Source organism: Nonomuraea sp. NPDC003214 (assembly GCF_053590035.1).
The window spans coordinates 70584-89322 of the sequence record NZ_JBSFSX010000021.1 but is presented as its reverse complement, the minus strand read 5'-3'; the positions used below and the strand labels follow the sequence as shown (position 1 = coordinate 89322).

General features: G+C 72.6%; 16 protein-coding genes and 1 tRNA gene. 8 read left to right on the top strand and 9 right to left on the bottom strand.

What is annotated here, in order from left to right; genetic code table 11:
• Positions 1-102: 102 nt before the first annotated feature.
• The gene (locus ACWDXC_RS40800) at positions 103-867 is read right to left on the bottom strand and encodes a class II aldolase/adducin family protein (protein WP_219508290.1); all 765 of its coding nucleotides are present in this window, start codon (positions 865-867) and stop codon (positions 103-105) included.
• A 139-nt stretch (positions 868-1006) separates the two neighbouring features.
• Between ACWDXC_RS40800 and ACWDXC_RS40795 the strand changes: the two genes are divergently transcribed.
• On the top strand, positions 1007-2419 hold the full coding sequence (locus tag ACWDXC_RS40795) for a M1 family metallopeptidase (RefSeq protein WP_449991612.1): 1413 nt from the start codon (positions 1007-1009) through the stop codon (positions 2417-2419).
• Positions 2420-2584: 165 nt separating this feature from the next.
• Here the strand turns inward: ACWDXC_RS40795 and ACWDXC_RS40790 are convergent, their stop codons facing one another.
• Positions 2585-3664 carry an NAD(P)H-binding protein gene (locus tag ACWDXC_RS40790; RefSeq protein WP_449991609.1) on the bottom strand — a complete coding sequence of 360 codons (1080 nt, stop codon included), beginning with the start codon at positions 3662-3664 and terminating at the stop codon, positions 2585-2587.
• Between the two features lie 87 nt (positions 3665-3751).
• Between ACWDXC_RS40790 and ACWDXC_RS40785 the strand changes: the two genes are divergently transcribed.
• Positions 3752-4564, top strand: coding sequence for an NAD(P)H-binding protein (locus ACWDXC_RS40785; protein WP_449991606.1), 813 nt, complete (start codon positions 3752-3754; stop codon positions 4562-4564).
• Between the two features lie 10 nt (positions 4565-4574).
• On the top strand, positions 4575-7181 hold the full coding sequence (locus tag ACWDXC_RS40780) for an AAA family ATPase (protein WP_449991603.1): 2607 nt from the start codon (positions 4575-4577) through the stop codon (positions 7179-7181).
• Between the two features lie 34 nt (positions 7182-7215).
• On the opposite strand, the gene ACWDXC_RS40775 is transcribed toward ACWDXC_RS40780, so the two are convergent.
• Positions 7216-7288, bottom strand: a tRNA-Ala gene (locus ACWDXC_RS40775).
• 94 nt (positions 7289-7382) lie between these two features.
• Entirely contained in the window at positions 7383-8870 is a 1488-nt protein-coding gene (locus tag ACWDXC_RS40770; protein ID WP_449991600.1) for a YfbK domain-containing protein, read from the bottom strand.
• A gap of 144 nt (positions 8871-9014) precedes the next feature.
• Between ACWDXC_RS40770 and ACWDXC_RS40765 the strand changes: the two genes are divergently transcribed.
• Positions 9015-10796 carry an asparagine synthase-related protein gene (locus ACWDXC_RS40765; protein WP_449991597.1) on the top strand — a complete coding sequence of 594 codons (1782 nt, stop codon included), beginning with the start codon at positions 9015-9017 and terminating at the stop codon, positions 10794-10796.
• Here the strand turns inward: ACWDXC_RS40765 and ACWDXC_RS40760 are convergent, their stop codons facing one another.
• Together ACWDXC_RS40760 and ACWDXC_RS40755 are read right to left on the bottom strand one after the other, a co-directional pair.
• Positions 10797-11297, bottom strand: a complete 501-nt coding sequence (locus ACWDXC_RS40760; RefSeq protein ID WP_219506778.1) for an isoprenylcysteine carboxyl methyltransferase family protein — start codon at positions 11295-11297, stop codon at positions 10797-10799.
• Positions 11294-12298, bottom strand: coding sequence for a type III polyketide synthase (locus tag ACWDXC_RS40755; protein WP_449991594.1), 1005 nt, complete (start codon positions 12296-12298; stop codon positions 11294-11296). Before ACWDXC_RS40755 ends, ACWDXC_RS40760 begins: the two co-directional genes overlap by 4 nt.
• Positions 12299-12356: 58 nt before the next feature.
• On the opposite strand from ACWDXC_RS40755, the gene ACWDXC_RS40750 reads away from it, so the two are divergent.
• The 4 genes from ACWDXC_RS40750 (at position 12357) to ACWDXC_RS40735 (ending at position 16190) form a co-directional block, all read left to right on the top strand.
• A complete protein-coding gene (locus ACWDXC_RS40750; protein ID WP_449991591.1) occupies positions 12357-13340 on the top strand; it encodes a helix-turn-helix domain-containing protein in 984 nt (327 codons plus the stop codon).
• Positions 13341-13481: 141 nt separating this feature from the next.
• The gene (locus ACWDXC_RS40745) at positions 13482-14582 is read left to right on the top strand and encodes a hypothetical protein (protein WP_449991588.1); all 1101 of its coding nucleotides are present in this window, start codon (positions 13482-13484) and stop codon (positions 14580-14582) included.
• Between the two features lie 9 nt (positions 14583-14591).
• Positions 14592-15527 (top strand): DUF7669 domain-containing protein, encoded by a 936-nt coding sequence (locus tag ACWDXC_RS40740; protein WP_449991585.1) that lies wholly within the window; start codon positions 14592-14594, stop codon positions 15525-15527.
• 252 nt (positions 15528-15779) lie between these two features.
• The gene (locus ACWDXC_RS40735) at positions 15780-16190 is read left to right on the top strand and encodes a hemerythrin domain-containing protein (RefSeq protein WP_449991582.1); all 411 of its coding nucleotides are present in this window, start codon (positions 15780-15782) and stop codon (positions 16188-16190) included.
• A gap of 7 nt (positions 16191-16197) precedes the next feature.
• Here the strand turns inward: ACWDXC_RS40735 and ACWDXC_RS40730 are convergent, their stop codons facing one another.
• The 3 genes from ACWDXC_RS40730 to ACWDXC_RS40720 form a co-directional block, all read right to left on the bottom strand.
• The gene (locus ACWDXC_RS40730; RefSeq protein WP_449991579.1) at positions 16198-16596 is read right to left on the bottom strand and encodes a DUF3224 domain-containing protein; all 399 of its coding nucleotides are present in this window, start codon (positions 16594-16596) and stop codon (positions 16198-16200) included.
• A gap of 35 nt (positions 16597-16631) precedes the next feature.
• Positions 16632-17414 (bottom strand): LLM class flavin-dependent oxidoreductase, encoded by a 783-nt coding sequence (locus ACWDXC_RS40725; RefSeq protein ID WP_449991577.1) that lies wholly within the window; start codon positions 17412-17414, stop codon positions 16632-16634.
• Between the two features lie 117 nt (positions 17415-17531).
• Positions 17532-18731: an FAD-binding protein gene (locus ACWDXC_RS40720; RefSeq protein ID WP_449991575.1), complete on the bottom strand. Its 1200-nt coding sequence runs from the start codon at positions 18729-18731 to the stop codon at positions 17532-17534.
• Positions 18732-18739: the final 8 nt, after the last annotated feature.

The following is an 18739-nucleotide window of genomic DNA, read 5'->3' as shown; positions in this document are numbered from 1 at the left end:
GGTGTTCAGTTCTGTCGTCACAAACGGATCTTGAACGCCCTCGCTTCATGTCCGCAGCCGAACAGCTGATCTCCCCCTTGGAATCAATCATCTAGCCAGCCGTCAGTCGAACAGGTCGGGCTGCTCGCGGACGATCTGGTCGTGCAGCGGCTGGAAGCTCACCCAGCCGGCCAGCTCGGTGCCGACCTGCGAATGGGTGAGCGCGGCGTTGGCCGGCTCGATGGGCACGACCTGCCCGGCGGCCTTGGCGACGAGCTGCACCTGGGCCGAGCGTTCCATCGTGACGAACCACCAGACGGCCGAGTCGACCGTCTCCCCGACCGTGAGCAGGCCGTGGTTGCGCAGCACGACGGCCTTGTTGCCGCCCAGCGCGGCGGCGATGCGCTTGCCCTCCTCCACCTCGGTCACCACGCCCGTGTAGTCGTCGAACAGCGCGTTGTCCCGGTAGAAGGCGCAGGCGTCCTGGGTGATCGGCTCGATGGTCTGGCCGAGCGCCGACAGGGCCCGCCCGTAGACCGAGTGGCTGTGCGCCGCCGCGACCACGTCGGGCCTGGCCTGGTGCACCTGGGAGTGGATGGCGAACGCCGCCCGGTTGACCGGTCTGTCACCCTCGACCACGTTGCCGTCGTGGTCGACGAGCAGCAGGTCGCTGACCGTGATGTGCTTGAACGACATGCCGAACGGGTTGACCCAGAAGTGGTCGGTCAGCTCCGGGTCGCGGGCGGTGATGTGCCCGGCGATCCCCTCCTCGAAGCCGAACTTGCCGAAGATGCGCAGCGCCGCCGCGAGCCGCTGCTTGCGATGCAGTCGCTCCTCCTCCAGGCTGTCGAAGGTCGGGGGCTGGCGGAAGACGAGGTTGTCCGGCATGGCTCTCCCTATGGCTCAGAACCCGATTCTGAGCGCAGGGTAACGCGGCTCCACCCTCCCACCCCATACCAAAAGGGTCTTGTACGTCATGTCCTGACGCGTCTCGACACGCACCCTCAAGATCCCTAGGCTGACGCGAATGCGGAGATTATCCATATTCGTCCTGGCTGCGGCGCTGACCGCCACCAGCGGCGGCACCGCCTCGGCGGTCACCGCCTCCCCACCGGTGGACCTGGCCCCATACGCCAAGGGACGCTCGCAGCCGGTCGAGGATCCCGTCTACCCGGCCTACGGCAACCCGTCGATCGACGTGCTCCACTACGACCTCAAGCTGGGCTGGAAGCCGTCCGCCTACACCCTGACGGGCACCGCCACGCTCACCCTGCGGGCGGTGGAGCCGATCAGCGAGGTCGGGCTCGACTTCGGCCGCGCCCTCAAGATCGACAAGGTGACCGTGGACGGCAAGGCCGTCAAGCCGCAGCGGCGCAAGGACGACCTGACGATCCCGCTGCCCGCCCAGCTCGCCGCCGACCAGGGCGCCCGGGTCGTCGTCCGCTATCACGGCATGCCCGAGCCGCACGCCTCCGGGCAGCGGCGCTACGACCTCCGGCACCTCGGCGCCCAGCCGCAGTTCGACGGGTCCGTCTGGGCGCTGCAGGAGCCCTACGGCGCCTTCACCTGGTTCCCGGTGAACGACCACCCGTCGGACGAGGCGCTCTACGACGTCGCCATCACCGTGCCCAAGGGCTGGGCGGGCGTCGCGCACGGCACGTACCGGGGCAGGAGCGAGAAGGGCGGCAAGGCCACCTACCTGTGGAGGTCGACCGACCCGGTCGCCAGCTACCTGACGCTGTTCACCGCCGACCGGTACCGGCTGCACCGGGACAAGGGACCGCGCGGCCTCCCGATCACCTACTGGATCCGCCCCGGCGACGCCAGGACCGCCCTGCCGGTGGCCCGCCGGACGCCGGAGCTGATCCGCTGGATGGAGAAAAGGGTAGGCCCGTACCCCTTCCCCAGCGCCGGTCTGGTCTCCACCAGCGAGACCGGCATGGAGACCCAGCAGATGATCACCCTCGGCGGCGAGTACCTGAAGCCCTCCGTGGTGCTGCACGAGCTCGCCCACCAGTGGTTCGGCGACAGCGTCGGCCCGCGCACCTGGAAGGACGTGTGGCTGAACGAGGGCTTCGCCATGTACTTCGAGCTCCAGTGGCACGCCGACCACGAGCCGGGCACGATGGACGAGCTCATGGCCGACGTGCGCGTGCACGAGAGGGACCTGCGCAAGAAGCAGGGCCCGCCCGGCGACTACCGGCGCGACTGGTTCGCGGGGAGCAACATCTACTACGGCCCCGCGCTGATGCTGCACGAGATCCGCGAGCGGATCGGCGACGAGCGGTTCTTCGCCATGACCCGCGCCTGGGCCCAGGAGCACCGCAACACCGGCCAGGACCGGGCGTCGTTCACCGCCTGGGTCAACCACCACACGGGCGAGGACTTCACCGCGCTGATCGACGCCTGGCTCGACTCGATGACCAGCCCCAAGGACTAGCCCGGCTCCCCCGCGAGCGCCGCCCGGCGACGCCGGGCCACCAGCGCCAGCAGCAACAGGCCGATCAGCAGCACGAAGGTCAAGGTCTCCAGCAAGACGCCCCTTTTCTCCCGGCCTGCCTTCATAGCAGTCCTCGCGCCGACCGGGCGAGCCGGGCTCCGGGGTTCACGGCGTGGAGAAGCGCTCCTCGGCGACGATCCGCCCGTCGCGCACGGTGTAGAGGCCGACGGCGGACTCGGCGGTGAACCGCACGGCGAACCGGTCGTCGCCCGCCCGCAGGTAGGGCCCCTCGACGGGCCCGCTGACCTGACCGGACGCCATCAGGTGGCGGGTCACGGCGGCGCTCTCGCCCCGGTTGACCAGGCTGACGAAGGCCAGGCCGACGCCCTCGGCCGTCGGCTCCACGAACGCCGGCAGGTGGTCGAGCACCCACTCCCGGTAGGACGTGGCGGGCCGGCCGAGGATCTCCCGGACAGCCAGGACGACCGGCTCGGGCCGCGAGGCGACCTCCTTCATGGTCGCCATGACCGCGTCCACGTCCTCCGGCGGCACCCACGCCAGGAACCACTCCCTGGCCTCCTCGGGCGCGAGCTCCTCCACGCTCTTCACCGGCCTGCCGACCAGCTCGGCCACGACCTGGATCCGCTCGGCGCCGGTCATCAGCTCCTCGCCGGTCAGCATCGGCGTCGCCGTGTTGAGCAGGTCGTCGGTGAGCAGCGCCCGCACGCCCACCGCGGCGAGGTCACGGGGGTGGATCTGCGAGCGCGCCCAGCTCAGGAACGGCCCGCGCACCACGCCGTTGGCGGGCACCGGGGTGCCGAGGTCGTTGCTCATGTGGCCGCCGGACCTCAGGAACGTCCACTCCTGGGCGTGCTGCCTGATCAGTTGCTCGATCCGGCCGTGCGAGACGTTGTCCGGGTCGTCGTTGGTCTCGGCGCCGCCCGCCGACAGGTAGACGATCCGGCGTGCCCGGGCCGCCAGCTTCGGGATCACCACACCGGGCGACCGCTCGGCGAACATCGTCGGCCACACCAGGAATATCTTGCTCACGCCCTCCAGCGCCTCGTCGAGGGAGGCGGGATCGCTCAGGTCGCCCTTGACCGCCAGCACCCCTTCGGGGAACTCCGCCTTGGCGGGGTCCCTGGTCAACGCCTTGATCGTCACGCCGCCGCGCTCGTGCAACTGCCGCACCACGTGCCCGCCGGTGTGGCCGGTGGCGCCTGTCACCAGAATCGTCTCGTTCATGACGCCGACGCTACGGTCGCGCCGTGACCGTAAGCATCAGTCGATCGACTGATGCTGACCGGGCAGGGCCGCTCCTACCGTCGAGGCATGATTCTGGTGACAGGGGCGACAGGCCGCGTGGGCGGCGAGGTCGTCAGGCAGCTGACGGCGGCCGGGGTGCCGGGGGTGCGGGCGCTGGCCCGTGACGGGGGCCGGGCGCGGCTGCCCGTGCCGGTGGCCGAGGGCGATCTGGCCGTGCCGGGCTCGCTCGACGCGGCGCTGGAGGGCGTGAGCAAGGTCTTCCTCGTCTGGCCGACGCTCCGGGCCGACCACGCCGCGCCCGAGACGATCAAGAGGCTGGCGGGCAGGCACGTCGTCTACTTCTCCTCCGCGGCGGCGGGCGCGGCCGACCCGATCAACGCCTCGCACGCCGAGATCGAGCGGCTGATCAAGGAGCACGCCTCGGCGTGGACGTTCCTGCGCATCACCGGGCTGGCGGCCAACGACCTCAAGTGGGCCGACGGCATCCGGCGCGACGGCGTGGTCCGCGAGCCGTCCGGCGGGTGGGCGCGGTCCCACATCCACGAGGCCGACGTGGCGGCCGCGGCCGTGCGCGTCCTCACGGGCGAGGGGCACGACGGGGCGGCCCACGTGCTGACCGGGCCGCAGGCGCTGACCGCGCCCGAGCGGGTGGCCGTGCTGTCGGAGGTGCTGGGGCGCGAGCTGCGCTTCGAGCAGCCGTCCCCGGAGGAGGTCAGGGAGCAGTACGCGGCCGTCTTCGGAGCCGAGGTGGCCGAGGGCCTGGTCGCCAGGATGACAGGCCCGGCCCCCGAGCCCGAGCCGGTCACCGCGACCGTCGAGGAGCTCACCGGCCGCCCGGCCCGGACCTACCGCGCCTGGGCGGCCGATCACTGGCGGTAGCCTCTGAGGCATGCTGCGGGGGCGGACGGAGGAGAAGGCGGCGGTCGGCGCCCTGCTCGCCGCCGCCCGCGAGGGCACGAGCGGGGCGCTGGTCGTCCGCGGCGAGGCGGGCATCGGCAAGACCGCGCTGCTCGACCACACCGCCGGCCTGGCCAGAGCCCACGGCATGCACGTGCTGCGCGCGACCGGGATCGAGGCGGAGAGCGAGCTGCCGTACGCCGGGCTCAGCCTGCTCACCGGCGGCCTCCTCGACCGCCTCGACGCCCTCCCGCCCCGCCAGGCCGCCGCGCTCGCGGGCGCGCTCGGGCTGGCCGGGAGTGACGGTGACGGCGACACGTTCATGATCGGGCTGGCGGTGCTCGGCCTGCTGGCCGAGCGGGCGCCGCTGCTGTGCCTGGTCGACGACGCCCAGTGGCTCGACAGCGCCTCCGCCGCCGCCCTGCTGTTCGCCGCGCGCCGGCTGCGGGCCGAGGGCGTGGTGATGATGTTCGCCGTACGCGAGCCGCACGCTCCCGGCTTCCCCACGACGGGGCTGCCGGAGCTGCGCCTGGGCGGCCTGACGGGTGAGGCGGCGCGTGCCCTGGTCGGCGACCTGCCGCCGCACGCGCGCGAGGAGGTGCTGGCCGAGGCGGACGGCAACCCGCTGGCGCTGCGCGTGCTGGCCCGGGCCCGCCGGGGTCGTGACGCCGGCGGCCTCACGCCGGGTCCCGGGCCCGTCCCCGTACAGGACAGGATCGTGCGGACGTTCGGCGACCGGATCGGCGCGCTGCCCGCGGCGACGCGGACGGTGCTGCTGGTGGCGGCGGCCGACGACACCGGCGAGCCGGCCGCCGTCCTGCGCGCCGCCGGGCGGCTGGGCGCGGGCCTGTCCGACCTCGACCCGGCGGAGGCGGCCGGGCTGCTGCGGATCGACGGCGACCGGCTCGTCTTCGGCCACCCGCTGATGAGGAGCGCCGCCTACCAGGGGGCGACGGCCAGCCGGCGGGCCGAGGCGCACCGCGCGCTGGCGGAGGTCCTGGACGGCGACCGGCGGGCCTGGCATCTCGCGGCGGCGGCGACGGGCCCCGACGAGCGGGTGGCCGCCGCCCTGGAGAGCACGGCGCTGCGGGCCGGGGAGCGGCGCGGCCACGCGGCCGTCGCCGCCGCCTACGAACGCGCCGCCGCCCTCACCCCCGACCCGGTCACGCGCGAGCGCAGGCTGCTGGCCGCGGCCCGCGCCGCCGCCGACGCGGGCCAGTTCGAGCGGGCCGACCGCCTGACCGGCCAGGTCGGCGCCTCGGCGGAGGCCGCCGCGCTCAAGGCGGTGATCGCCGACGGGCTGGGCCGGACGGAGGAGGCGCACGCCCTGCTGTTCGAGTCGGCCGGGCAGGTCACGCCTGCGGAGCTGCCCGCCCTGCTGCGCGGCGCCGCGCGGGCGGCCTGGCGGGCCAACGACTTCGCGGCGCTCGACCGGATCGCCGCCTGCGTGCCGCCTGACTCCGACGTGCACCGGCTGGCCACGGCGGCGCTGGCCACCAACCGGCTCGACGACGGCGGCATCGAGACGCTGAGGGAGCTGCTGGCCGGGCCGCCGCACGACGACCTCCAGGACCGGCTGCTGTTCGCCCGGCTGCACCTGGTCATCGGCGACATGGAGGGCGCGATGCGCCTGGCTTCCGCGCTGGAGCGGGAGTGCCGGGCGCGGGGGGCGCTCGGCGTGCTGCCCGCCGTGCAGGCCGTGCTGGCGCGGACCCTGCTGTTCACCGGCCGCCACGCCGACGCGCGCGCCACGCTGGCCGACGGGCTGCAGATCGCCGCCGACACCTGCCAGCGCATGCCGCGCATCGAGCTGTCGGTGACCCTGGCGGAGCTGGCCGCCGTCGAGGGCGACGAGGAGCGCTGCCGGGAGCTGGCGGCCGAGGCCATCGAGCGTGACCTCGCGCCGAGCGCGGTGCACGCGGTGGTCGCGCTGAGCCTGCTCGACCTGGGCCTGGGGCGGCACGAGGCGGCGCTGGACCGGATGGAGTCGGTGGTGTCCGGTTCGCGGCCGATGGGGGTGATGGGGCACCTGCCGATCCTGGTCGAGGCGGCGGTGCGGCTCGGGCGCAGGGGGCCCGCCGAGGCCGCGACCCGGCTGTTCGCGTCCTGGGCCGGCCGGGTCGCGCAGCCGTGGGCCGAGGCCGTGGCGCTGCGCTGCCGGGCGCTGATCGCCGACGACGCCGGCCTGTTCGAGCAGTCCGTACGGATGCGGACCTACCCGTTCGAGCAGGCACGGACCGCCCTGCTCTACGGCGAGCGGCTGCGGCGCGACCGGCGCACCGCCGACGCCCGCGCACACCTGCGCGGCGCGGCCGAGACGTTCGAGCGGCTGGGCGCGCGTCCCTGGGCGGAGCGGGCGCGGGCCGAGCTGCGCGCCACCGGGGAGACCCGTGCGGCACGCGACCACGCGGCGGGGCTGGCCGACCGGCTCACCCCGCAGGAGCTGCAGAGCGTGCGGCTGGCGGCGACCGGGCTGAGCAACAGGGAGATCGCCGAGCGGCTGTTCGTGAGCCCGCGCACCGTCGGGCACCATCTCTACAAGGCGTATCCCAAGCTGGGCGTCACGACCAGGGCGGAACTCGCCTCTCTAGGCCTGTGACGGACGGCGGCCCCGAGAGGGCCGCGACGAGGGGTGGAGCTATGGGGATTCGAACCCCAGACCTCCTCCATGCCATGGAGGCGCGCTACCAACTGCGCCATAGCCCCTTGCGATGCGTGCATCAGTCTAACGGACTCCAGCCACCCCTCTGTACGCCTTTATCCGGCGGCGCGCCCCGCTCGCGCGCCGCCGGACGGCGTTTCAGGAGGTCACGGCGCCCGCCTTGGCGATGAGATCGGCCAGCTCGCCCACCATCGGGTCCTCGGCCGCGCCCGCCAGCCTCCTGGCGTGCTCGCCGAGCGCGGGCAGGCCGAGCCCGAACGCCTCCCCGTCGCGCATGTGGAGGGCGAACGCGGCGGCCAGCACGTCGACCTGCAGCCGCAGCGGCGCGCCCTGCCACAGGGTCTCCGCCAGGTCGGCGACGGTCACCGCCCCGGTGGCCTCGCTGGGGGCGCGGGTGTCGGGATCCTGCCAGCGCACGGTGGCGGTGGCGAGCTGGCCTTCGGCTCCGGCCTTGAGGCGTACGGAGTACAGCGCGGTGACCGCGTGGCCGGGGCCGATCTCGCCGCCGTCACGCGAGTCGTCACGGAACTCCTCGGTGGCCAGGGCGCGGTTCTCGTAGCCGAGCAGCCGGTAGCTCTCCACCACCGACGGGTTGAAGACGACCTGCGCCTTGGCGTCGCGGGCGCGCAGCTCGATGCTGGCGGGCAGCTGGGCGGCGAAGATCTTGTCGGCCTCCTCCTGGGTGGAGACGTAGACGGCCGCGCCGTCGCCGTTGTCGGCGAGCTGCTCCATCAGCTCGTCGCCGTACTCGCGGCCGACGCCGACGGTCAGGAGCGTGATCTGCCGCCCGGCGTGCTCCTTGACCCGGTCGAGGATGGCCTGCCAGGCGGTGCTGCCCTGGTTGGCCAGGCCGTCGGAGAGCAGGATGACGCGGTTCGTGGCGGCGGGGCGGTGCGCGGCGGCGGCCTCCCGGTAGCCGAGGACGAGGCCGGCCTCCAGGTTGGTGCCGCCTTCGGTGGTGAGCTGGTCGACGGCCCGGTGCAGGTCGTCCCTGGCGGTGAGCGGGGTCATCGTGGCCAGCACCCTGGCCTGGTCGCTGAAGGCCACGACGGAGACCTGGTCGCCGGGGGCGAGCTGGTCGAGCAGCGTGTGCAGGGCCTGCTTGACCAGGTCGAGGCGGCCGGTCTCGGCCATGGAGCCGGAGACGTCGATGACGAAGGTGAGGTTGGCGGGGCGCCGGGCCTCGGCGGAGGAGCGGCGGGTCTGCAGGCCGACGCGCAGGACGGCCTGGCCCGGCGTGTCGAGGCGGGCGCCGTCGGTGTGGACGGTGAAGCCGTCGTCCGGGGGTTCGGCGTAGTCCTGCTTGAAGGAGTTGACGAACTCCTCGGGACGGATCCGGGCGGGCTCGGGCCAGCGGCCCTCCTGGAGGACGCGGCGCGTGTAGGCGTACGAGGCGGTGTCCACGTCCAGGGCGAACGTGGAGATCTGCGCCTGGGTCGTGTCCTGTTCCTCGTTCTTCCGGTCTTCCTGGTCCTGCTGGGTCTGGTCCTGCCCTGTCTGGTCCTCTGCCTGGGCCGTGGCCCGGGGGGCTTCGTGGGGGGCCGCTCGCTCGCCGGCGCTGGGCTGACCTCCGGGGCCGCCGCATGCGGCGAGCGCGAGCAGCCCGGCGATTCCGACAGTTGCCACTAACGGACGAAATTTCATCGCTTTTGCCACCTCCAGGCCGTATGACGGCTCCGATCCCCGGTGTGGCCGGGCCGGTGACGCAAGCGACGGCAAACCGCGATCCACGCGTGATCGATTGTGGTGAACCGGTGATATCCGGTAGGCATGGTCGTCGTGCGCGTCTATTTGGGGCTGGCCGCGAAGGGCCACGAGATCCCCGCCCGTGTCCTGGACAAGGTCCGATCCGTTATCGAGACCGCCTTCCCGGTGCCTCCCGAGGTGATCCGGGGCGGCGAGTGGCACGGCCGGGGGGTGTCGCTGTTCGGCTGGTCGAACGAGCCCGACGACTCCCGGCAGCCGCCGCTGCTCACCGAGAGCGGCGGGCGGGTGCTCGGGCTGAACGGCCACCTGGCCGACCCGGCCGACGCCGCCCGGCTGCTCGGCGACCCGTCGGCCGGCGACGTGGGCGGCTGCTTCTCCGCCTGGGTGGCGCGCGACGGCGAGCTGTCGGCCGCGACCGCGATCAACCGCGTCTGCCCCGTCTTCTACGCCGAGACGCCCGAGCTGCACGTGGTGGGCAGCCGGGCGCTGCTCGTGCACCTGGCGGCGCAGCAGGCCGACCGGATCGACCATGACGTGCTCGCCCTCCAGACGATGATCCGCCAGGGCTTCTTCCTGTCGGACGAGACGCCGTACCGGGGAGTGACGGCGTTGCGCCCGAGCTCGCGGATCGACGTGCGCGACGGGAAGCGGACGATCACCGAGACGCCGCTGCCGGAGGCGGCGGGCGCGCCGGACACGGCGCGGCGCAAGCGGGCGGCGATCGGCGAGCTGGCCGACGCGCTGCTGGCGACCGTCGCGCCGCTGCGCGACCTGGGCGAGCCGGTCAACCTGGCGCTGACCGGCGGGCGCGACACCCGCATCCTGGCTGCGCTGCTGCACGCCGCGCGAGTGCCGTTCCGGGTGACCACGAACGGGCTCGACACGCACCCGGACGTGATCCTGGCCCGGCAGATCGCCACCCAGCTCAAGGTCGAGCACACGGTGATCGCCCCGCAGCAGACCGCCGAGCGGGACGCCGTGCTGGTGGAGCACCCGCTGAGCCGGGCGTGGGAGACGCTGCGCACCTGCGAGGGCATGACGTCGGCGTACGAGACGATCGTGAGCTACCTCCCCTACTCCGGCAAGCCCACCATGTCCGGGCAGAGCGGTGAGACCCTGCGCGCGGGCAGCCTGAACCTCCTCCAGACCGACCTGAGCGACAAGGCCCTGCTGCGCCGGATCAACAACACGTTCTACAAGGACGAGAAGCTGTTCACCGCCGAGGCGAACGAGCACGCCCGCGCCCTCGCCAAGCCCTGGCAGGCGCGCAAGAACCGGCTGGAGGCGCTGGACCACATCTACATCTGGTACAAGGTCGGCCGCTGGCAGGCCAGCGCCCGCGCGGGGTCGCTGCGGCGGGGCGACCCGGTCCGGCCGTTCCTGGACAACCGGGTGGTACGGGCCGCGCTGGCGCTGGACCAGGGCTGGCGACTCTCGGAAGAGGTGATTTATTCGCTTATTTTGAGATTCGCCCCCGAGCTGCGGGATGTCCCCATCGAAGGGAAGCCGTGGCGGTTCGTCGAAGGGATGAAGCCGCCCCGCTGGTGGGAACGGACCCACGTGCCGCCGCCCCACATGCCGACGACCAAGACCGGCGGCGGCTGGAGCTGGCGCACCACCCCCGGCCCCGACCTCACCGACGTGCTGCGGCAGCAGGTGCTCGGCCACCTCGACGCGCTCACCACCATCGTGAACCCGGACGAGGTGCGCGCCCTGTTCGCCGACCCGGTGGTCAAGAAGCCCGCCACCGCCTGGCACCTCTACACGGTCAGCACCCTCCTGACCGGCACGTACCCCGGCAAGGAGCCCGAGGGCCTGGAACGGATCCCCGTCTCCAAGCCCTGATCAGGCCAGCGCCCGCTCCTCCACCCTGATCCGCACCGTGAGCAGGGCCGCGTTCGCCACGGTGAAGGCGAGCGCGGTCAGCCACGCGGTGTGCACCAGCGGCAGTGCGATCCCCTCCACGACCACCGCGACGTAGTTGGGATGGCGCAGCCACCGGTACGGCCCCGACGTGACGAGCGGCACGCCCGGCAGCACGACCACGCGCGTGTTCCAGCGCCTGCCCAGGCTGGCGATGCACCACCAGCGCAACGCCTGGGCGAGCAGCACGAGCGCGAGCATCGGCCAGCCCAGCGCCGGCAGGAACGGCCGCCCCAGCAGCCACACCTCCGCCGGCGCCGCCACCAGCAGGCCCACGTGCGCCGCGACGATCCACGGATAGTGCCGCCCGCCGTGCTCGACCCCGCCCCGCGAGCGCGCCCACGCCAGGTTGCGGCGGGCCACCACCAGCTCGGCCAGCCGTTCCACGACGACCAGCCCGATCAGGACCAGGTACGCGCTCACCAGTGCAGCAGGAGCAGCTCGGCGGAGAACCCCGGACCCAGGGCGAGCAGCACGGCCGGCTCCCCCGTACGGCCGCGCGTCTCCTGCAGCACGTGCAGCACCGACACCGACGACAGGTTGCCGTGCTCGCGCAGCGACCGCCAGGTCACCTCCAGCGCCTCCGGCGGCAGCGCCAGGTTCGCCACGATCTTGTCGATCACCTTGGGGCCGCCCGGATGGCAGATCCAGGTCCCCACCTGGTCGGGCGTCAGCCCGTGATCCGCGAGGAACGCCCTGATGTCCCCGGCCAGCACCGACTCCACGAACGCGGGCAGCCCGGCGTCCAGCACGATGCGGAAGCCGTGACCGCCCACCTCCCAGCCCATCAGGTGCTCGGTGTCCGGATAGAGCTTGCTGCGCGTGGCCACGACCTCCCGGCCCTCGCCGTGCCCCGTCGCGACCACCGCCCCCGCCCCGTCGCCGAACAGCCCGCTCGCGACCAGGTTCGCGATCGAGGTGTCGTCCCGCTGGATCGTCAGCGAGCACAGCTCCACGCACACCAGCAACGCCGTCTGCTCCGGCCAGCCACGCAGATAGTCGTGCAACCGCGACAGCCCGGACGCCCCCGCCGCGCAGCCCAGCCCGAACACCGGCACCCGCTTCACATCCGCGCGCAACCCCGCCCGCTTGGCCAGCCGCGCGTCCAGCGACGGCGTCGCCAGCCCCGTCGTGGAGCAGAACACCAGATGGTCGACCTTCTCCGGCGGCAGCCCCGCCCTCTCCAGCGCGCCCGCGATCGCCCGCTCCCCCAGGTCCAGGGCGATCTCGACGTACATCTCGTTGGCCCGCTCGAACGAGTCGAGTTTCGGATAGTCCTCGAGCGGCAGCGCCAGGTTCCTCCCGGTGACGCCGGTGGCGCTGTGGAAGCGCTTGAGCAGCTCCCCGTCCGCCGCCGTGAGCTCGGAGAACGCCTCGGTGATCTCCTCCTGCTCGTAGCGGTGGTCCGGCAGAACGGTCTGCACGCCCTGTATGTACATGACCAGTTCTCTGCCGCTGAGAGGCGCGGGCTAACATCCGGACATGCCCCCGCCCGCTCCGCCTCCCACGGTCGCCGTCCTCGCCTTCGACAGGATGTCGCCGTTCGAGCTCGGCTGCGTGGTGGAGATCTTCGGCCTGCCCCGGCCCGAGCTCGGCGTCCCCTGGTACGACCTCAAGGTCTGCGCCGAGACCGCCGGGCCGCTGCGCGCCGTCGGCGGCTTCACCCTCCACGCCGAACACGGCCTCGACACGCTCGCCTCGGCCGGCACCGTCATCGTGCCCGGCGTCGCCGACGTCCGCGGCCCCGTCTCCGCGCCCCTCGTCGCCGCCCTGCGCCAGGCCCACGAGCGCGGCGCGCGCATGGTGTCGATCTGCTCCGGCGCCTTCGCCCTCGCCGCCGCCGGCCTCCTCGACGGACGCGAGGCCACCACCCACTGGAAGTACGCGCCCCTCCTCCGCGAACGCTTCCCCACCGTCCAGGTCAACCCCTCGGTCCTGTACGTGGACGGCGGCGACGTGCTGACCAGCGCCGGCAGCGCCGCCGGCCTCGACCTGCTCCTCCACCTCATCCGCGCCGACCACGGCCCCCGCGTCGCCAACGCCGTCGCCCGCCGCCTCGTCATCCCCCCGCACCGGGAAGGCGGCCAGGCCCAGTACGTGGAGGCGGCGGTGACACCGGTCGGCGGCGACGACGCCGTGTCCCGCGCCATGACCTGGGCCCTGGCCCACCTGGCCCACCCCATCACCGTCGCCGACCTGGCCAGAGCGGCAAGCCTCTCGGAACGCTCCTTCATCCGGCACTTCAAGCGTCAGACCGGCACCAGCCCCCTCCGCTGGGTCATCGCCCAGCGCATCGCCGCCAGCCTCCCCCTCCTGGAGTCCACGGCCGCCCCGGTCGAGGAGGTCGGCGCCGCCGTAGGCTTCGAAAGCCCGGTCACCTTCCGCCACCACTTCACCCGGGCCATGCACACCACCCCCTCCGCCTACCGCCGCACCTTCACCACCCCCCGCACTCCGCCTTCTTGACACGGGTATCAGAGTTGCTTGCAACTTGATGACGATCGCCAGACGGAACCACTCCTCGCCCTTGACGGGGGTATCGACGCCATTGCCTGCTCCGCCTCGATCGGGGCCAGGCTTCGGTCCAGGGCGTTGGAGGTGCGTGCCGTGCCGTTGGAGATCGGGCTGTGGCGGGTCGATGGCAAGCCGGTCAAGGTGGGGACGTCGAAGATGCCCCGGGAATCACGGCTGGAAGAGCTGCTGGAGACCGACCCGAGCATCCTGGGGCTGCCCGTGCTCCTCATCGGCAGGCAGGTCCCGACGGCACACGGCAAGTTCATCGACCTCCTCGGCATCGACGCCGAGGGGGTGCTGCACGTCCTGGAACTGAAGCGCGACCGGACTCCGCGGGATGTCGTGGCGCAGGTTCTGGATTACGGCTCATGGGTGCGGAACCTCACCAATGAGGAGATCCGCGCCATCTACGACGACTACGCGAGACGACGAGGACACAGCGGCGAGTTCGATCAGGCTTTTGCGGAATGGTTCGGCACAAACCCTCCCGAATCACTTAACACCGGTCATACGCTGACGGTCGTCGCCAGTGAGATTGACGCAGCTACCGAGCGCATCGTCACCTATCTGGCCACGGAGCACCAGGTTCCGGTCAACGTGCTGTTCTTCCGCTACTTCGAGGACGATGGGCGGTCCTACCTGGCGCGCACCTGGCTGATGGACGACGTCAAAGCCGCCAGCCCGGCCGCCAACTCCACGAGCCGCGGCAAGAAGGAGCCCTGGAACGGACAGGACTGGTACGTCGCCTTCGGTGACGAGCCCGGGGGACGCAACTGGGAAGACGCACGCCGTTACGGCTTCGTCTCCGCCGGCGGCGGAGACTTCTACTCGAGAACCCTGCGGGCGCTGCCCGTCGGCGCCCGGGTGTTCGTCCACATACCGCAGTCAGGGTACGTCGGCGTCGGAACCGTCACAGCTGAGGCACGTCCCTACCCGGAGGCCCTTCTCAGCACGGGCGGAGTCACCCGGAGGATGGAGGAACTCGACCTGGCGGGCAGCTACGTCCACACCGAGGCTCCCCAGGACGAGCAAGATCGTCGTGAGTGGGTCGTGCCAGTGGACTGGCAGGCGACGGTTCCACGCGGCCAGGCATTGTGGAAGCCCGGCATGTTCGCCAACCAGAATTCAGCCTGCAGGCTCCGGTCGAAGTTCAGCATCGAGCAGGCCACCCAGTACTTCAAGATCGACGCGTAGATGGCCCCGGTGCATGAGAGCATCGCGCGCCCGGTTTGGGAGGCGGTCGCTGCCGAGCTTCGTGCTCATCGGCACAATGGTCTGGGCCCGCTGCTGACGGAGGACACCGTGCGGTTCGCCTCGGCACGGGCTCTGGTCGACGCGGGCGTCGCCCCTGCCGCTCTTCGCGCGGAATGGCCCCATCCGGCGCTCAGGGGCTCGCGGATCGATCTGGTGGTCGACGACCATCCGCCCGTCGTGATCGAGTTCAAGTTCCCACGGGAACCGAACGAGAAGAACGCGGCGTGGACCATGGCGCTGGGCGAGGTGCTCAAGGACTTCTATCGGCTCGCCGCGTTCCCAGGGGTTGCGAAGCGCCTCTTCGTCTATGTGGAGACGGCACGGTTGCGCCGGTACATGACCGGCGCCGCCCGGCGGTACGGCATGACCATCGAAGGCGAGCGGATCAGCCTGCGCCCGGCCGACACGGCGAAGCTGCCGACGACCGCTGCCCAGATCATCGGCGCCGAGTTGGCCGCCCACCACGTCCAGGCGTGGCGCGACGTGCTGATCGAGGTGGACGGCGAGCTACGGATGGCCGTGTACGAGGTGGATCCGCTGGGGGCGCCTCCCGGTCCGGCCTCCGCGAGCCTTGCCGCCGACGATGCTTCCGGCGACCCGATGCCTGGGCTCGTACAACCTCACGCGATGTCAGCCGGGAGCCGGGAGGGTGTGCGGCAGGAGATTCTCATGGCGATCCACGCCTTGCTCACCCGAAGCGGAGGTGCCACCTTCACTCCGGCCCAGGTCCTCAGTGAGATGAAAGACCGCGGCACTCGATACGCGGATACGACGATCCGGACCATGGTCACCGGACACATGTGCCGAAACGCGCCGGACAACGCGGCGAGGACTTACGACGACCTGGAACGGGTCGACCGTGGCCTGTATCGGCTCATCCCGTGACGGCTGCGCACATGGTGTCAGCCGTGGGTGAGGCGCCAGAGGGTGGTGCTCTCTTGTGAGCGGGCGGTCCTGAGGGGTCCCTGGGGTCCGAGGCGGTCGCCGTTCTCGCCGGCGCAGGCGACGGCGCGGGAGCCGAGGCCGGTGGCCGCGACGTGCCGGACGCCGCCCCCTTTCACGGATGGAGGGGCTTGGCGAACGATTTTTCCGGGTGCTATTTTTTGTACGCGTATAAAAAAATAAGGAAGGGGCAGCATGACGGAGCGGATGGTCGCGCTGGGTGACGAGCTGGTGAAGCTGCACGACGGGTTCCGGCGGCAGCTCGCCGCCCTGCGCCAAGGGACTCAGGGGGCGCCGGAGCTGCGGGAGCACTGCCTGGCGTTCTGCGACGCGCTGCACGCGCACCACGAGGGCGAGGACTCGGTGCTGTTCCCGCACCTGGACGGCGAGCGCCCCGAGCTGGCGAAGGTGCTGGCGCGGCTGCGGGCGGAGCATCACGTGGTGGCCGGGCTGCTCGCCCGCGTCCGCGCCCTCAGCGGCGCGGGCGACGACGTCCGGGAGGAGCTGGACCGGCTGGCCACCGAGCTGGAGGCGCACCTCGACTACGAGGAGGAGCAGCTCGTCCCCCTGCTCAACCGCATGACCACGGTCCCCGAAGGGCTCTGACGGCGGCTCAGTCCGCCAGCGTGTAGTCGAAGGTGTAAAAGTGGGCGCCGTCGGGCGCGATGCCGATCGTCATCTCGCCGCGCAGCCCGGCCAGCTCGCCGGTGCCGGAGTCGGGGACGACGCTGACCCGCAGCGACTGGGCGCCCTGGTCGTCGGCGGCGCTGTGCTGGACGACGAAGGAGCCCTTGCGGCCGTGCAGGACTCCGTCGACGCGTTCGACGGCCACGTACGCCTTCGACTCCGCCACCGGCGTGGACACCACCGTGAGGTGGACGACACTGGTGGCGGTCAGGTCGCCGTGGAAGGTCTTGCTCATCGAGACGCGCCCGAGCGAGACGCCGTCGCGGTCGTCGAAGGGCGGCTCGGCGTTCCAGCCGGCGGTGTCGAAGGGTCCTTGTGCGATCATGGGCCCAGCATGCCGGTCATACCTGTCAGGTCCGGTCAGGTACCGGCGAGGCGTTCCACGACGGGCGCGAAGGCGTCGATGCGGTCGGCCGGGACGGTCACGTACGACACGCCGAGCTTGTCCCTGCGCCTGTTCAGCGTCTCGACGATCTGGCCGGGGCCGCCGGGCAGCACGCCGACGGCGTCGTCGCCGGGCGGGCCGAACCGGGCGGTCAGCCAGGCGGGCAGCTCCTCGCCGACGGCGGCGACGTTGACGTTCAGCTCCAGGTCGTCGAAGCGGTCGCCGGCCAGCTCGTACAGCTCGTCGAGGCGGGCGGCGAGCTGCGCCTCGGTGCCGTTGGGCGGCAGCGCGACCGCGACCGTGGCCGCCCGCGCCGCGGCGACGCGCAGCAGCCGGGAGCCGGCGGCGGCGATGAGGATCGGCACGTCCTCGACGGCGTCGGCGGTGGCGGCGACCTGTTCGATCCGCTGCCCGGGGGTGCCGAAGGAGAGGCCGAGCCGGGCGGCGTCGGCCTCGGCGTGCGCCCGGCCGGCGCCCAGGCCGAGCTCGAAGCGGCCGCCGCTGAGCTCGCGCAGCGTGGCCGCCTCCCAGGCGACGGCCTGCGGGTGGCGCAGCGGGGCGCACAGCACGTACGTGCCGACGCGCAGCGTGGTGGTGGCGGTCGCCGCGGCGGCGCAGGCGGCGAACGGCGCCAGCGTGCCGAGCGTGTCGGGGACCAGCAGCGTCGAGTAGCCGAGGCTTTCGGCGCGCCGGGCGAGGCCGGCCCAGTCGGGCGAGCGGCCGGCGACGACGCCGAACCGGAATGCATGGGGGATCATGCCCTATACGATCGTCCGCCGGCCGCCCCGGCGCATCGTCCGCCGGACCGGTCCCACCGTACGCCGCCGGACGCAAGCCCGGCCACGCACGCTACTCCCCCGGCAGTAGCCGGGGCGCTACTCCCCCAGCAGCCGGCGGGTGAAGTCGTTGGCGAAGCGCCCGTGCGGGTCGTAGCGGCGCACCAGCTCGCCGAACCGCTCGGGACACGCCGGCAGGCGGGTGAACAGCTTGCCCCAGTGGGGCCGCGGGTCGAACGGCGCCAGCACGTCCTCCACCAGCTCGATCACGGGCAGCACGGCGGCGGGGTCCTTGACCCAGGTGAAGTGCACGGCGACGCTGTCGCGCCCGCAGGAGGGGCTGAGCCAGAGGTCGTCGGCGGCGACCGTGCGCACCTCGGCGATCTGGAGCACCGGCCGGATCCGCCCGCCCACGGCGCGCAGCTCGCGCAGCGCGTCGGCGGCGTGCTCGCGCGGCATCAGCCACTCCGACTGCAGCTCGTCGCCCGCGCTGCTGGGCGGCGCGTCGGCCCGGAAGTGCGGCAGCCGCTCGTGCCACGGCCCCGGGACGCCGAGCTGCCCGGTGCAGCTCCCGGGCGGCATGCCGGGCACCGGGTGGCGGGGCCCGCCGGCGGCGGTGGTGCCGAACCAGTCGCCGCCGAGCTCGGCGTCGCGCTTGACCCACGCGCGGGTGTCGCGCCAGTCGGTGAACAGGCTGACGCTGTAGCCGTCGGCCATGAGCTCGCCGAACGGCGCGTCGGCGGGCACGCCTTCGCGTACGTACTGCCGCAGCTCGAAGGCGGGCACCAGGTCGAGGGTGAGCGCGGTGACGACGCCGAGCGCGCCGAGGGCCACGACCGCGCCGGCGAAGCCGTCGTCGCCGCGCCGCAGCGTGACGAGCGATCCGTCGGCCGTGACCAGCTCCAGCTCCGACACGGCCGCCGACAGGCTCGCGTTGGCGACGCCGGAGCCGTGGGTGCCGGTGGCGACCGAGCCGGCGACGGAGATGTGCGGCAGCGAGGCCAGGTTGGCCAGCGCCAGCCCGCGCGCGTGCAGCTCGGACGCGAGCGCGGCGTAGGTGGTGCTCGCCCCGGCCCGCACCCGGCGCGCGGCCTCGTCGATCTCCACCAGGTACGGCATCCGGTCGAGGGACACCAGTTCGCCGGGGGTGTCGGCGACGTCGTTGAACGAGTGGCCGCTGCCCAGCGCCCGCACCCGGGGCGCGCCGGTGACGGCACGCCGGAGCTCGTCGAGGGAGGTGGGACGGTGCAGATGGCTTGCCCGGAACGTGGTGTTTCCAGCCCAGTTCGTCAGCGTCACGGCCCCAC

Coding starts and splice junctions, on each gene's coding strand:
- ACWDXC_RS40800 (WP_219508290.1), bottom strand. CDS start 867: ATGCCGGACAACCTCGTCTTCCGCCAGCCCCCGACCTTCGACAGCCTG.
- ACWDXC_RS40795 (WP_449991612.1), top strand. CDS start 1,007: ATGCGGAGATTATCCATATTCGTCCTGGCTGCGGCGCTGACCGCCACC.
- ACWDXC_RS40790 (WP_449991609.1), bottom strand. CDS start 3,664: ATGAACGAGACGATTCTGGTGACAGGCGCCACCGGCCACACCGGCGGG.
- ACWDXC_RS40785 (WP_449991606.1), top strand. CDS start 3,752: ATGATTCTGGTGACAGGGGCGACAGGCCGCGTGGGCGGCGAGGTCGTC.
- ACWDXC_RS40780 (WP_449991603.1), top strand. CDS start 4,575: ATGCTGCGGGGGCGGACGGAGGAGAAGGCGGCGGTCGGCGCCCTGCTC.
- ACWDXC_RS40765 (WP_449991597.1), top strand. CDS start 9,015: ATGGTCGTCGTGCGCGTCTATTTGGGGCTGGCCGCGAAGGGCCACGAG.
- ACWDXC_RS40750 (WP_449991591.1), top strand. CDS start 12,357: ATGCCCCCGCCCGCTCCGCCTCCCACGGTCGCCGTCCTCGCCTTCGAC.
- ACWDXC_RS40735 (WP_449991582.1), top strand. CDS start 15,780: ATGACGGAGCGGATGGTCGCGCTGGGTGACGAGCTGGTGAAGCTGCAC.
- ACWDXC_RS40730 (WP_449991579.1), bottom strand. CDS start 16,596: ATGATCGCACAAGGACCCTTCGACACCGCCGGCTGGAACGCCGAGCCG.
- ACWDXC_RS40725 (WP_449991577.1), bottom strand. CDS start 17,414: ATGATCCCCCATGCATTCCGGTTCGGCGTCGTCGCCGGCCGCTCGCCC.